The sequence below is a fragment of the Halosaccharopolyspora lacisalsi genome, from assembly GCF_014137975.1.
Lineage (GTDB): Bacteria > Actinomycetota > Actinomycetes > Mycobacteriales > Pseudonocardiaceae > Halosaccharopolyspora > Halosaccharopolyspora lacisalsi.
In genome coordinates this window covers 121219-135368 of the sequence record NZ_JACGWZ010000002.1, presented here as the reverse complement: position 1 = coordinate 135368, position 14150 = coordinate 121219, and the positions used below count along the sequence as shown (strand labels likewise).

The window sequence follows — 14150 nt, the reverse complement described above, 5'->3', positions numbered from 1 at the left end:
TCGTGGGTAGGTCTCGGGGTATCGGTCTCAGGAACGAGCGTGGACGATGCCCCACGCGAGGTTTCCGGTGTTGCCACCGTTGACCCAGTTGCGCAGACCGGCCTTCATGCTCGTGCGGTACCGCTCGCCGATCCGGTCGGACAGCTCCTGCTCCCGGCTCTCAAGGACCTCGAGGACCCTGCCGTAGTGCAGCGGCAGGTAGCTGGTCAGGTCCTCGAAGTCGAACGTCTGCAGACCCAGCCGCGCCAGCTCCTTGCGGTAGAAGCCGGGCGAGCCCATGCTGTCCAGGCTGAGCCGGTCCAGGATCGGCTCCAAGTCCTTCCTGGCCGCCTGGTCGGAGGACATCGGGTCGGTGAACACGAAGTCACCACCCGGCTTGAGCACGCGAGTGGTCTCCTCCAGGACCCGCCCGCGGTCGCCGCTGTGCAGCATCGCGTCCTGCGACCACACCAGGTCGAAGGCGTTGTCCTGGTACGGGATGTCCTCGAAGGAACCGTCCTTGACCTCGATGAGCCCGTCGAGGCCCTCGGCGCGGTTGAACTCGATGTTGCGCTGGTTCTCCACCTCGCTGAGGTTCAGGCAGGCAACCTTGCAACCGTAGGTCCGCGCCAGGTAGCGAGCGGCACCACCGTAGCCCGCGCCGATGTCGAGGATCCGGGTCTCGGGGGTGATCTCGACCTTGCTCGCCATCCGCTCCACCGTACGGCGCGAGGCGGTGTCGATGTCCTGCTCCGGGGTCTCGTAGAGGCCGACGTGGATGTCGTTGCCGCCCCAGACGTGGTAGTAGAAGTTGTCGGCGTCCTCGGAGTTGTAGTAGTCCCTGGCGGTGTTCACCGCGGAGGAGTACATGTCCGCCAGCTCGTCCTCTTCCCGGTAGCTCTTCTCCGCGATGTGGATGAAGAAGTCCGGTTCGGTGTCACCGTGGGTTTCCTGGAAGTCACCGTAGGTGTCGATGCGCTGGAAGCCGACCTCGCGCATCAGCCGCCGCGTGTAGTTCTTGCGCAGCGGGTACATGTTCAGGAAGTACTCGGACTTGTCCGGGAAGGTGTACTTGAAGCGGGCGAGCCCGTCATCGAGGTAGTCCGGCTCGGCCGAGACGTCCTCGCCGGCGTAGTAGTACGTGTGCTTGCTGGAGAAGCCGTCGTCCAGGATCGAGTCGTAGTTGCGCTGATCGATGATCAGCACACCGTCATGCTTGAGCATGGCGTAGAACTCGGCCAGAGTCTTGCGACGGTCCCGCTCGGAGAACAGGTGGGTGAATGAGTTACCCAGGCAGATGATGGCGTCGTACTCACCGTGCACGTCCCGGTTGAGCCAGCGCCAGTCGGCGTGGACCACTCGTAGGATGTGACCGCCATAAGCCAGCCCGTTGCTGAAGGCCTGGGCCAGCATCTGCGGGCTGCCGTCCGCGCTTACGGTCTCGAAGCCCTCTTCCAGCAACCGCACCGAGTGGAAACCGGTGCCGGTGGCCACGTCGAGGACCGACTGGACCCCGCGGGCCTTGAGCTGGTCGACGAAGAACTGGCCTTCGCTCTCGTAGCGCTTCTTCCAGTCGATCAGGTCGTCCCACTTGTCGACGAATCCACCGACGTACTCATGGGTGTAGTGATCAGTGTCGCGCACCTCGGTCGGGTTGTCGCCGAAGGCCTGCTGCTCACGGTGCACCGGGTCCGCCACGTCCTCCGCGGCCGTCCCTGACTGGTTACCGCGGGCAAGATCATCCACGCTCTTGGCCATACTTCACTCCCACCACTCGCGTTGGTCATGCGCCACTGCATCGCTCGGTCCGCGCTGTCCGCGTCGAGCCTTCCCACGGACGCGTCGGGTCGCCGCTGATCATCGCCAGGGCCGCAACCGGCGCGGGCAGCCGAAACTCGGGGCCGCGCGCCGACGCCGGTCATCACACTCGATCGGCACCTTTGCCGACCGGATCCCGAAGCACAATCCGTGCGCCGAGAACCCAACTTAGGCGAATAAACAAAAAAAGCAACAGCACAAACGTGTGACCCTAATCATACCAATAGTATGATCGCGTGATTCGTACGATCACCCTGGGTAAATAAATGCGTCCCGACCTGCACTCATTCAAGCATTTCGGCGCCGAGTCACGATCCGGTAAAGGCACAAGTCGATGATCTTGCGTACACTGCGCGGGCGCATTAAATACCACAACGGAGACAAACGGGGCAACCTCATCGGTCGGCGAAATAATCACCGTCACAGTGTCGCCGCGGTACTGCCGCAGCGCCCCACGAACCCCGCCGCGGGTGCCACCGTCGGACGAGCTCTGTCGTCCCCTCGCTCCCGTTTCATCGCGAACGGGGGCGAGGATGTTACACTGGTATTCCGATGCAGCGCAGCGCCAGGGCGACCGTCGAGACCGAACCATCGCCACGAGCCGGTTCCCACTAGTCACGTCCTCCTCGCGCGCCGCTCCCGAGCTCCACCGACCCCTGCCGCCGCAGCGATGATCCCAGCTGCGCAGCGCGGGAGGAACCGCTGAACGAGGCCTCGGTGGGGATTCAGCTCCGGAACGTTCGAAAGCACCGGCGTTCCTGATCGGTCAAGTCCTGTCGCGACGGCCCGATATCGGCCCGTCGCGCCCGCGACAGTTCGCCTCGCGGCCCCTCGGCTCCGCCACTTTTATCCTCCCGATCGCGGCGACGAGTGCCCCTTGGTAATTCATCTCATGATCCTCTCGACAACGCCTCTCGACGCCCCGGAGGGGACGCATTGTCGCGCGCGACGCCGCCGAACTCGGCGACGGGCGCTCCACGTCCGAGTCAATAATTGCTCATTGCGGAACCCGTCCGTGCTCTCCGCAACGAAATTCCAATGAATTCGAGGTTCGTCACAGTCGCCTTCACGAACCCTAGGAAATCGTTTTCGGGCATCACCCCCGACTTCCTCGCATGATCCTTATGACCAGTAGTAACCAGACGACTACCCAGCGACGCGCACGATCGCGACAAACCGGACGCAACCACCTGGTCCCCGCGACGAATACTCCGTTCGGCCCGGGTTCCTGCTCCGACTCGCGCGCTTGCCCGGCGCATCATTGACGTATACGTGTGGTGATGGTCACTCTTGTTGATTACTGGTGATTTTGACTCGAGTGTGGTGCGTCACCGCATCGAGTCATCATCGACTCTTCCCCCGGGAGGTATCCGTGCACTCTCACCCGCGACGGCGACGACCCCTCGCGTATCTCTCCAGCCTCGCGCTCGCCACGCTCGTAATGGTCGCTTCAGCGCCCGGCCTCCATGCCCAGCCCGCCCCGGAGTGGCAACCCGAGCAACCACCGCTGTCCACACCCTGGACCGACGAGGTCGGGCCGAACAACGCCCTGCCGAAGTACCCGCGCCCGCAGCTGGCGCGTGAGAAGTGGAAGAACCTCAACGGTGTCTGGCAGTACGCTGCCGGGTCGACGCCGCCGGCGCGGGACGCCGAGCTCGACGAGCGCATCCTCGTGCCGTATCCCCCCGAGTCGGCCCTGTCCGGCATCAAGCGCCACGACGAGCACATGCTCTACCGGCGCACCTTCAAGGTGCCGCCCGACTGGCGCGGTCAACGGCTGTTGCTGCACCTCGGCGCCGTGGACCAGGAAGCCACGGTCTGGGTCAACGGTCATGAGGTGGCCCGCCACGGTGGTGGCTTCACCAGGTTCACCGTCGACGTGACCGACGCGCTGAAACCGGGCAGGAAGCAGCAGGTCACGGTCGCCGCCGAGGACCGCAACGAGGGCAACCCCTACCCCGTCGGCAAGCAGACCAACAAGCCGGGCGGCATCTTCTACACCGGGTCCTCCGGGATCTGGCAGACCGTGTGGATCGAGCCGGTCTCCACCGCTCACATCCGCCACCTCGACATCACGCCGAACCTCGACACCAGCAGCTTCGCGCTGACGGCGCACACCCGTGGGGTGCGGGGGCAGCGCGTCGAGGCGATCGTCTCCGAGCCCGGCGGGCGCGAAGTCTCCCGCACGGTCGGGCCCGCCGACAGCCCGCTGAGCCTGCCGGTACCCGAGGCGCACCTGTGGAGTCCGAAGGATCCCTATCTCTACGACCTCACCGTCCGGCTGATCGACGGGTCAGGGCGCGCCGTGGACGAGGTCACCAGCTACCAGGGGATGCGCTCGATCGGCCTGGTAGAGGACGCCCGGGGAAGGCCGCGGATGGCGCTCAACGGCGAGATCCTGTTCCAGCAGGGGATGCTGGACCAGGGTTACTGGCCGGACGGGCTCTACACCCCGCCGACCGACGAGGCGATGCGCTTCGACATCAAGCAGGCCAAGCAGCTCGGCTTCAACATGCTGCGCAAGCACATCAAGGTCGCTCCGGCTCGCTGGTACTACTGGGCCGACCGGATGGGCATGCTGGTGTGGCAGGACATGCCGTCGCTGACGGCCCAGGTCGGTGGCGAACCCGGTCCGCCGGTGTCCGCGGAGGCCAAGGCCAACTACGAGGCCGGGCTCACGGACATGGTCGAGCAACTCGACAGCACGACATCGATCGTGAGCTGGGTCACCTTCAACGAGGGGTGGGGCGAGTTCGACACCGCTCGCCTCGCCGAGCGGGTCGAACGCATGGACCCGAGCCGACTGGTCAACGCCTCCAGCGGAGTGAACTGCTGCAACTCGCTTCCCGACACCGGTGCCGGGGACGTCTACGACGACCACACCTACGTCGGCCCGGGAAACCCCGAGGTGACCGGCGACCGAGCCGCGGTCGACGGCGAGTACGGCGGGCTGGGCCTGATCGAGCAGGGGCACCTGTGGCCCGGTGATCCCAGCGCCTACGAGATGACCGACAGCCGCGCCGAGCTGACCCGCCGCTACGCGGAACTCAGCGACGAGCTCACCGGGGTGATCCGGCGGCAGGGACTGTCCGCGGCGATCTACACCCAGGTCTCGGACGTGGAGAACGAAGTCAACGGCCTGATGACCTACGACCGCAGGATCACCAAGCCGGACGTGGCCGCGGTCAGGGCCAGCAACGAGGCCATTATCGACGTCGGCACACCCTAGATCACCGTGCCGGGTGACGAGTTCGGCCGAGAACCGTCACCCGGCACCACCGGTCCGTGTGGACGGTCGATCCGCGTCGCGCTGGCAGGAGGCCGTGGCACCGGCCACAGTAGAGCTCGAGACGAAGCAGCCAACGACGGGAAGGAACTCGATGTCCGACAGTCGGCGAGTGTGGACCAGGCGGTCGATGATGACCACGGCGATGGCGACGACCACCATGACCGCCCTGGCGGGAACGGCCGCGGGCAAGACCGGCCGGCACGGCAACGGAGAAGGCCACGGCAGAACGCAGACCGCCAGTGGTCGACTCTACGAACTGCGCTCGGGGCGGCAGCGTGCGGTGATCGCCGGAGTGTCGGCGACGTTGCTGTCCTGGCAGTACGACGGTACCGAGCTGCTGGTCACTCATCCGGCCGACGAGGTCGGCGGGGGCTACCAGGGCAAGACGATCCTGCCGTGGCCCAACCGCATCGACCGGGGACGCTACACCTTCGAGGGCGAGCAGCTACAGGTGCCGATCAACGAGCCCTCGCGGGAGTCGGCGCTGCACGGACTGATGAACTTCGTCGAGTGGGAGCCGGTGCACCACAGCCACGACAGGGTCGTGCTGGAGTACCTGCTGCACCCGCAGTACGGGTATCCGTTCCCCATGTCCTTCCGGATCGAGTTCCGCCTCGACGACCACGGGATCCGCAGCACGCTGACCTCCCGCAACGCGGGCCGCACGAACGCCCCCTTCGGCACGGCCGTCCACCCCTACATCGCGGCCGGCTCCGGAACGATCGACTCGATCGAGTTCGAACTCCCCGCCGGCACCTACTACGTGACCAACGACCGGCTCATCCCGACCGGCAAAGCCCCGGTGGAGGGAACCAAGTACGACTTCCGCGCGGCCCGCCCGCTCGGACCGACCACCATGGACACCGCCTTCACCGATCTGGGGCGCGACTCCCGCGGCGAGACCGTCGTGAAGTTCGGGCGCACCGGGGGGGCCGACATCCACCTCTGGATGGACGACACGTACGACTACATCCAGGTCTACACCGACGACGCCCCCAGCACCGAGCGACCGGCACGCTCGGGACTGGTCGTGGAACCGATGACCTGCCCGCCGAACGCTTTCGTCACCGGTGAGGGCGTCATCGTGCTACGGCCCGGTGAGGAGCACACCGGCTCGTGGGGGTATCGCATCGTCTCGTGAGGGCTGGGGCGGCGCCGCCGTCGGGCTTAGGGTGGACTCATGATCGATCACCTGCAGATCCCCACCCCCGCCGGCAAGTTCGACGCGCTGGCAGCAGGGCCGGAGGACGGGCGTGGCGTGTTGTTGCTGCACGGTTTTCCCGAGTCCGCTCTCGAGTTCAGCGAGCAACTCGCGGCGCTGGAGCTCGCCGAGTGCCGCGCAGTCGCCCCCGACCAGCGCGGCTACTCCCCCGAGGTGCGTCCCGAGCAGGTCGCCGACTACCGGATGGAGGAGCTGGTCGGCGACGTGCTGGCCATGGCCGATCAGCTCGGCTGGCAGCGGTTCGACGTCGTCGGGCACGACTGGGGCGCCGCGGTGGCCTGGTCGGTCGCCGCCGCGGCCCCGGCACGGATCCGGACGCTGACCGCGCTCTCGGTGCCCCATCCCGACACGCTCGGACACGCCATCACCCACGACGCGGACCAGCAGCAGCGCTCCCGGTACATGCAGGTGTTCCGTTCACCGGGTGCCGAGCACGCGCTGCTCGCCGACGACGCCCGCAAACTGCGACAGATCTACGAGCACAAGGTTCCCGAGGAGCACATCCGCGACTACGTCCGTCGGTTGTCCGAACCGGGAGCCTTGACCGCGGCGCTGAACTGGTACCGGGCAGTGCGCTTCAGCGGAGCCACCGGCCCCGTCCCGGTACCGACGCTGTACGTCTGGAGCACCGAGGACGCCGCGATCGGCTCCGCGGCGGCGCTGGGCTCCGGTCGGCACGTCACCGGCGAGTACCGCTTCGAAACGATCGAGGACGTCTCGCACTGGATGGCCGAGGAGGCACCGGCGACGGTCAGTCGTTTGATCCTGGAACACCTCGCCGCTTACCAGGACTGAAGCTGCGGCGGGAATCGCCGTATTGCCGGCGGGAGCCGAACCGTAGAGCATGGCCGCAGCGGGAACCGAAGTGAGGAGCGGCGCGTGAAGGGCTCGGAAGGTCTACTGAGCACGGCGAGGTCGGCCGGGGTCGAGGTGTGTTTCGCCAATCCGGGCACCACGGAGATGCCCCTGGTCGAAGCGTTCGACACCATACCCGGCATTCGCACGGTGCTCGGGCTGTCCGAAGGCGTTGTCACCGGCGCGGCCGACGGCTACGCGCGGATGACGGGTGTCCCGGCGATGACACTGCTGCACCTGGGCCCCGGGTTGGCCAACGGGATCGCCAACCTGCACAACGCGCGTCGGGCTCGTACCCCGCTGCTCAATGTCGTCGGCGAGCACGCGAGCTGGCACCAGCACGCGGACCCACCCCTGGCCAGTGATATCGAGTCGCTCGCCCGTCCCGTGTCGGGCTGGGTCGGGCGGACGAGTTCGCCCGCGAGCGCCTCCGCCGATTTCGTCGAGGCCTGGCGAGCAGCACGGACCGGGCAGCTGCCCGCCACCCTGATCGCGGCCAGCGACCACATGTGGGCGCAGGGCGGAGTCACGGCCGAGATCCCGGCCGCCGAGCCGGTGCCCGCTGTCGACGCTCAGCAGGTCTCCGCGGTCGCCAAGGCCCTGTCCGCGGACAAGCGCCCGGCACTGCTGATGGGTGGCTCGGCCCTGACGGCCGAGGGGCTGCGTACGGCGGCACGGATCGCCCACGACCACGGCGGCGAGGTCTTCGCCGAAGGTTCACCCGCCCGGCTGGAGCGCGGACCCGACATTCCCGGCGTGCGGTCCCTGCCCTACTTCCCCGAAGCCCGGCAGAAGACCCTCGACGACTTCTCCGACCTCGTTCTGGTCGGTACTTCACGACCGGTCTCCTTCTTCGGCTACCCGGGGATGCCGAGCATGCCGATCCCCTCCACCATGCGCGTGCACACCCTGGCGACACCGGAGCAGGATCCGCTCGACGGCCTCCAGCAGCTCGCCGAGATCAGCGGCAGCGCCGCCACCAAGCTGCCCGCGACCGAGCCCAAGCAGGTGCGTCCTCCCGAGGGCGCCCTCGGGGCCTCGGCGGTGGCCGCCGCGATCGTGCTGAGCCAGCCTGAGTCGGCGATCGTGGTCAACGAGGGCGTTTCGAGCTCGGCCGCCTACCCCAAACTGGCTTCCGCCGCCCCCGCGCACACCGAGCTCACCCTGACCGGAGGTGCCATCGGTATCGGCATCCCCATGGCCACGGGTGCCGCGCTCGCCTGCCCGGACCGGCCCGTGATCGATTTCCAGGCCGACGGCAGCGCGCTCTACACGTTGCAGGGGCTCTGGACGCAGGCTCGCGAGAACCTCGACGTGACCACCGTGGTGTGCGCGAACCGGCGGTACCGCATCCTGGAGTCCGAACTGGCGCGCTCGGGAGTCGAGCAGCCCGGTGCGGCCGCTACCGGAATGACCAGTCTGGACGGTCCCGCGCCGGACTGGACGGCCCTGGCCGCCGGGTTCGGTGTGTCCGCCGTGCGGGCCACCACCGGGCAGGAGCTGCTCGACGCACTGCGCCAGGCCCACTCCGAGCCCGGCCCGCACCTCGTCGAGGCCGTCCTGACGGAGTAGCCGCCCTTTCGGCCGTGCGGCGGGAGACCCTGATGGCCCTGATTCGCCATCACCGGTCACCACTGCACTGACCGCCAGCAGCCAAGCGCGAGACGGTGATACCCCACGTCGCGATCACCACACCGGCACGGCCGCGCGGTCAGGAGGTGACGGCAGTCGTACCGGCCCCGGCGTTGTCGAGCAGGCGGTGACGTAGTGCGAACGAGGCCGCTTCGAGCCGGGAGTGCACGCCCAGTTTGGTCAGGACCGCCTGCACGTGCGTGCGCACCGTGGCGGCTGAGACTCCGAGCCGCTCGGCCATGACCGTGGTGCGGGCTCCCTCGACGAGCAGCCCCAGGCACTCCCACTCCCTGGCCGTCAGGTGCGCGGCGAGCCGGTGGGCATCGCCGAGGGGGGCCGTTCGTGACGAATGCCGGGTGGCGAGGTTGACGACGGTTCGTCCCTTGACCACATCGCGAATACCGGAGCTGAGAGCGGCCAGGCCGCACATCTTGCTCACGTAGCCGGAAGCACCGGATTTCAGAGCATGCCGCATCCCCAGCATGTCACCGTCGGCGGCGAGCACGAGCACCTTGGTGACGCTGCTGGCCTCGTCCAGCTCTCCGAGAGCGTCGATCGTGTCGCCGCCGGCGAGGTGGCGGTCGAGCAGGCACACGTCGGGCTTGTGCCGCCGGACCGCCGCGACGGTCTCGTCGAGACTGCTCGCGGTCCCCAGCACGTCGAAACCCTGCTGGGGAAGCACGGACACGAGCGCCTCCACGAAGATCGTGTGACCGTCACCCACTATCAACTCCACCATCGTCGGCCCCTTGCGCGAGGTCGTCGACCTCTGTCGTGGCTGTCGTTGCTACTTCTCGAGTCGTTCGGACAGGAGGTTGCGTTGCTTGCTCGGCACTGTTTTCCGGATCGTTCGCGCTATCGAGCGGATCCCTCCACATTGATCGATACCAATAGTTCGTGCGGTGCGAAAATCGGTCATGCAGCGTTGACGTGCGGGGTGAAGACCGGCTGGTAGGCCGCGGTCAGCGCCTCGGCCAGCGTCGAGGCGGTGTGGTGGGGACGTACCCGGGCACGTGCCGCCGCGGCCATCCTGGCGGCCTCGTGGGGATGGTCGAGAAGGTGAGCGACCGCCCCGGCCAGCAGGTCCGGACGGCCGGGAGGCACCAGCAACCCGGTTTCACCGGGGAGCACGGCATCACTCACGGCGTTGACCGCCGTGGCCACGACGGGAACTCCGCTGACCATAGCTTCCACGACCGCCAGCGGCAGTCCCTCGTAGCGGCTCGGCAGAGCGAAGACGTCGAAGGCGGGAAGCAGCTCGGTGACGTCGGTGCGGTCGCCGGTGATCAGCAGGCTCCCCCGCGGTAGTACCCGTGCGGCCAGCCGGCGCACCTCACCGGCGAGTTCACCACCACCCACCCACACCCCCATCACGTTCGACCGTGCCAGGGCACGCAACGCGTGCACGAAGTCCTCCGGTGCCTTCTGGTAAGTCACTCTCCCGACCGCGCCGACCACAGTGGTCGCCTCGGGAACGTCCAGCGCACGGCGGGCACTGCGGCGGGCCGGGTCGGTGGCCTCCGGCGCCTCCGGATCGACGGCCACGCCGATGGTGCGGATGCGCTCCGGTGGCACGAGTGCCCGCCGCACGGCCTCGACGGTCACTCCCGCGCCCACACCGAGCGCGAGATCGGTGATCGAGCCCAGTCCGCGTTCGACGGCGATGTAGCCACGGTGGCGCAACGCCGACTGAAAAGGGTGGAACGGAAAACCGTGAAACGTGTGCACGATTCGGGGCACTCCCGTTCGGTGCGCGGCCAGCCGTCCCACCGCCCCGGCTTTCGCGCAGTGCGTGTGCACGACGTCGAAGCCGCGCCGCGCGAACAACGTGGTCAGGTTCCGCAACGCCTTCAGGTCGTGCCACGGCGCGATGGGGGCACACAACGCCGGCTCGACCACGGTCTCCAGGCCGCAGGAGGCGGCCTCCCGGAGGAGTCGCCCCCCGCTCCCCGTAATGATCGTCACGCGATGACTGGCCGCGTCCAGGGCACGGGCACCGCGCAGCGCCAGCACTCCCGCACCACCCTCGAGACGGGTGATGACGGTGGCCACTTGTCTGCGCCGGCGAGTCACCGCGTAACCGTCGACCCGTCGGTGGCACACAGCTGCTCACGAGGCCCGCGCAGGCCGGCCGCGCAGGCGACGCTGACCGCCTCGAGCTGACTGTGCACTCGAAGTTTCGTCAGGATGCTCCGAGTGTGCGTGCGTACCGTCTGACTCGAAATCACCAGATCCTCGGCGATCTGCCCGCCGCGTTTACCGGCCACCATGCCCAGCAGCACCTCCCGTTCCCGGTCGCTGAGCACGTCCAGCGGACCGGACTGCTCCCGCGCTTGCCGCACGTCGTTGCGCAACTCGCGCAGCACCGCGCCGAGCACCTGGGGCGGGAACCATCCGTAATCCCTGCGGACACCGCGCAGGACGGCGATGAGCTCCTCGATGCCGTGTTCCTTGGGGATCCAAGCGGTGACACCGGCACGGGCGGCATCGACGGCGCGAGCGGCGTCGTACCCGGCCGTGAGCACCACGAGCCGTATCGACGGCCGTGCCTGTACCACTCTTTCCAACACCTCACCCGAGGTCGTACCCAGCGACTGCGTATCGATCAGGAGAATGTCCGGGCGCAACCGGCCGACGGTTTCGGGCAGACCGGGGTCGCCGGGTACGCAGCAGCCGACCACCCACAGGTCCGGAGTCGCCGAGAGGCGGGCACTCAGGGCCTCGGTCAGCATCCGGTGGTCGTCCACCAGTAGCACCCGCAACACATCCACCCGTCCACTGTCCCCCAAACGGCTCGGTTTGTCCGCGTGAAAGCTCTGTCACCAGCGCTTTCACATCTTTCCCGTCCCGATCGCCCGACGACCGGGGCTGCGCCACCGCCCCGTCGACAGCGACCACGCGCGAGCCAGCGCCTGCAGCGACAACACCGAGTCGAGCACCCGCAGCGCCAGGAAGAAGGCTCCGAAGAGCAGAAAGCGGGGGCGCCGCTGGAACAGCGCCACGCCGCAGGTCAGCACGATGTCGGGCAGCAGCACTCCGAACATCAGTGATCCGAGGCTGAAATGTGCGGCCATGAAGGCGTGCAGTCCGCTCATCCCCGGCACGCCCACGAGCAACTGGGGCACCGTCAGTGCCACCAGGATGACCGGCACCAGCAGAATCAGGAAACTGCTGGTCAACAGCTCCAGGAGCAGCAGGGTGAGCATGAGCGTGAACAGGTTGGCCCGGGGCGGATGCCGTCGGACGGTCTGCCACAGTCCGAGTGCCCACCGCCGGGTCTGACGCACGTAGTCGCGAAGGTTGTCGGGGTCCTGGGTGACCGCGACGGCCGACGGCGTGAAACCGACCTTGCCGAGTTTCTTCTGGTAGACCTCGAAGGTCATGTTGAAATCCTCGATGACCAGGCCGGGCGGGTTCATCTCGATGTGCGGGAGCACCTCGGTGCGATACAGGCTGGCGAACCCCGGCACGATGTGGGTCGCGTTGAACCGCGACCAGGTCTGTCCGAACTTGAGCAGGTACTGCGTCAGCGCGTAGATGCGCTCGCGGTGACACGCCAACAGCTTGCCCATCAACGACAGGCCACGACGCCGCCAGGCCGTTTGCACGCATCCGGCCACGGCCACCACGCGCGCGTCGTCGAACATCGGCAGCGCGGAGGCGAAGTAGTTCGCGTCGACCTTGGTGTCTGCATCCAGCAGCATCACGACCCGGAACCTGTCGACCAGCCTGAACCGCTCGATCGCCTCCTGCAGGGCACCGGCCTTGCCGACGTTCTTGCGAGTGCGGATCACCTTGGCACCGGCGCGCCGCGCCAACTTGTAGGTGTGGTCGCTGGACCCGTCGGAGACGACGTGGACGTTTTTGGGAGGTACCAGGCGCAGCACGGAGCGGATGCTGTCCTGGATCACCACGCGCTCGTTGTGCGCGGCGATGAGCACCGCCACGTCACCGACGTCGACCGATTTGGCGCCTCCGCCGGGTGCACGCTCCTCGGAGCGCAGCACTCGCATTCCGGATTTGGAGGCCGCACCCGGGCCCACGGCGCGCTGCGGCACCCGCTCTCCGGCGCGCCGCACGAGGCTCTCGACCAGCCGCACCGCCCCGACCGAGCCCCACAGTGTGAAGTTGGCCCCGACCACGAGCACGGCCAGCACCCACCACGGAATCACGACAGCACTCCTCGTGCGTCGCCGCGGCGCGGACTAACCGACCGGCAGGGTGTCGCGCAGCGCGGGCCACATCCCCACGTCCTCGTGGCCGTACATCCACAGGTACACACCGCGGATTCCCGCTGCCCGAACTGCCTCGAACTTGGCTCGTGAACTCGCCGCGTTCTCGAACCACACTTCATGCTCGCGCCCCTTCTCGTCGGTGTAGCGAAACCACGGTGCTTGGCGGTCCCGGTCGTAGCGCACTTTCGCCCCGTGCTCGGTGGCCAGCCGAAAAGCTTCCAACCACGTGACCGACTCGCCGTGCCCATCGACCCAGTCGTAGCCGTAGAGGGGAACGCCGAGCACGATCTTGTCCGGCGGGATCCTGGTCTTGGCGTAGTCCAGGACGTCGCGAACCCATCCGACGGGCGCCACCGCACCCGGTTCCGACGTGGACCAGTGGTAGTCGTAGCCCATCAACCTGACCTGGTCGGCGACCCGGCCGATCGCCGCGTAGTCCTGCGCCACGTTGCGCTCGTCGTAGCCGGCATCGGTGGTCTTGGCGAACAGCGCGACCGAGAGCTTCTTGTCCACTGCGTGCAACCGCTCGGCCAGCAGGGTGATGAACCCCGTGAAGGCGTCGCGATCGCGGGCGCGCAGGTCCTCGTAGTCGATGTCGATGCCGTTGTAGCCCTCTCGCTGGACCAGGGAGACGATGCCGGCCACGTGTCGACGCATCAACTCCGGGTCGTGCAGCATCCGCGCGACGGGCTCGTAGGCCCACCGCCCCTCGGTGATGTTGGCCAGCGTGGGCATGACCGGCAGCCCGGCGTCCCGCAACCTGCTCAGGTTGCGATCCACCTTGTCGGAGTCCTCGGGGGAGTACTGGGTGGTGATCCCTCCGTTGGGGCCGATCCCGTACATCCACGGCGACACGCCGTTGACGCTCTCCCGGTGCGTCACCAGTGTTTCGGTGCCACCACCGATGTTCCAGAACGGCAGGGCCCCCACCACCAGGGTCTGACGCTGCGAGGTCGGTGCGGGCGCCGGTGTCAGGCTGAGCGCCACCAGCAGCAGCGCGCACCCCAGCAGCAGCAGCAGGTAGGCCGAGCCGAGCAGGTGGCGACGCTTCCGCGGCCACCGTGCGGCTCGCCGCGGTACCGCTTCGCGCTCCGCCGTCCTCGCCTTCTTCACCATGGCC

At 67.7% G+C, this 14150-nt stretch carries 10 protein-coding genes; 4 read left to right on the top strand and 6 right to left on the bottom strand.

What is annotated here, in order from left to right:
• Positions 1 to 27: 27 nt before the first annotated feature.
• Positions 28 to 1737 carry a glycine/sarcosine N-methyltransferase gene (locus FHX42_RS08395; protein ID WP_182543688.1) on the bottom strand — a complete coding sequence of 570 codons (1710 nt, stop codon included), beginning with the start codon at positions 1735 to 1737 and terminating at the stop codon, positions 28 to 30.
• A 1501-nt stretch (positions 1738 to 3238) separates the two neighbouring features.
• Here FHX42_RS08395 and FHX42_RS08390 point away from each other — a divergent pair.
• From FHX42_RS08390 to FHX42_RS08375, 4 genes are all read left to right on the top strand, one after another.
• On the top strand, positions 3239 to 5026 hold the full coding sequence (locus FHX42_RS08390; RefSeq protein WP_182543687.1) for a glycoside hydrolase family 2 protein: 1788 nt from the start codon (positions 3239 to 3241) through the stop codon (positions 5024 to 5026).
• A 151-nt stretch (positions 5027 to 5177) separates the two neighbouring features.
• Positions 5178 to 6227: an aldose 1-epimerase family protein gene (locus FHX42_RS08385; protein ID WP_182543686.1), complete on the top strand. Its 1050-nt coding sequence runs from the start codon at positions 5178 to 5180 to the stop codon at positions 6225 to 6227.
• 39 nt (positions 6228 to 6266) lie between these two features.
• Complete coding sequence (locus tag FHX42_RS08380) at positions 6267 to 7103, top strand: alpha/beta fold hydrolase (protein WP_182543685.1); 837 nt, start codon at positions 6267 to 6269, stop codon at positions 7101 to 7103.
• Between the two features lie 84 nt (positions 7104 to 7187).
• The gene (locus FHX42_RS08375; RefSeq protein WP_182543684.1) at positions 7188 to 8735 is read left to right on the top strand and encodes an acetolactate synthase large subunit; all 1548 of its coding nucleotides are present in this window, start codon (positions 7188 to 7190) and stop codon (positions 8733 to 8735) included.
• 139 nt (positions 8736 to 8874) lie between these two features.
• Here the strand turns inward: FHX42_RS08375 and FHX42_RS08370 are convergent, their stop codons facing one another.
• The 5 genes from FHX42_RS08370 to FHX42_RS08350 form a co-directional block, all read right to left on the bottom strand.
• Positions 8875 to 9534, bottom strand: a complete 660-nt coding sequence (locus FHX42_RS08370; protein WP_182543683.1) for a response regulator transcription factor — start codon at positions 9532 to 9534, stop codon at positions 8875 to 8877.
• 176 nt (positions 9535 to 9710) lie between these two features.
• A complete protein-coding gene (locus FHX42_RS27315) occupies positions 9711 to 10868 on the bottom strand; it encodes a glycosyltransferase (protein WP_328795977.1) in 1158 nt (385 codons plus the stop codon).
• A complete protein-coding gene (locus FHX42_RS08360) occupies positions 10865 to 11566 on the bottom strand; it encodes a LuxR C-terminal-related transcriptional regulator (protein ID WP_182543682.1) in 702 nt (233 codons plus the stop codon). The genes FHX42_RS27315 and FHX42_RS08360 overlap by 4 nt, the downstream gene beginning before the upstream one ends.
• 60 nt (positions 11567 to 11626) lie before the next feature.
• Positions 11627 to 12967: a glycosyltransferase family 2 protein gene (locus tag FHX42_RS08355; protein ID WP_182543681.1), complete on the bottom strand. Its 1341-nt coding sequence runs from the start codon at positions 12965 to 12967 to the stop codon at positions 11627 to 11629.
• A gap of 33 nt (positions 12968 to 13000) precedes the next feature.
• Entirely contained in the window at positions 13001 to 14146 is a 1146-nt protein-coding gene (locus FHX42_RS08350) for a glycosyl hydrolase family 18 protein (RefSeq protein WP_182543680.1), read from the bottom strand.
• Positions 14147 to 14150 lie beyond the last annotated feature (4 nt).

Coding starts and splice junctions, on each gene's coding strand:
- FHX42_RS08350 (WP_182543680.1), bottom strand. CDS start 14,146: ATGGTGAAGAAGGCGAGGACGGCGGAGCGCGAAGCGGTACCGCGGCGA.
- FHX42_RS08390 (WP_182543687.1), top strand. CDS start 3,239: ATGGTCGCTTCAGCGCCCGGCCTCCATGCCCAGCCCGCCCCGGAGTGG.
- FHX42_RS08385 (WP_182543686.1), top strand. CDS start 5,178: ATGTCCGACAGTCGGCGAGTGTGGACCAGGCGGTCGATGATGACCACG.
- FHX42_RS08380 (WP_182543685.1), top strand. CDS start 6,267: ATGATCGATCACCTGCAGATCCCCACCCCCGCCGGCAAGTTCGACGCG.
- FHX42_RS08370 (WP_182543683.1), bottom strand. CDS start 9,534: ATGGTGGAGTTGATAGTGGGTGACGGTCACACGATCTTCGTGGAGGCG.
- FHX42_RS08395 (WP_182543688.1), bottom strand. CDS start 1,737: ATGGCCAAGAGCGTGGATGATCTTGCCCGCGGTAACCAGTCAGGGACG.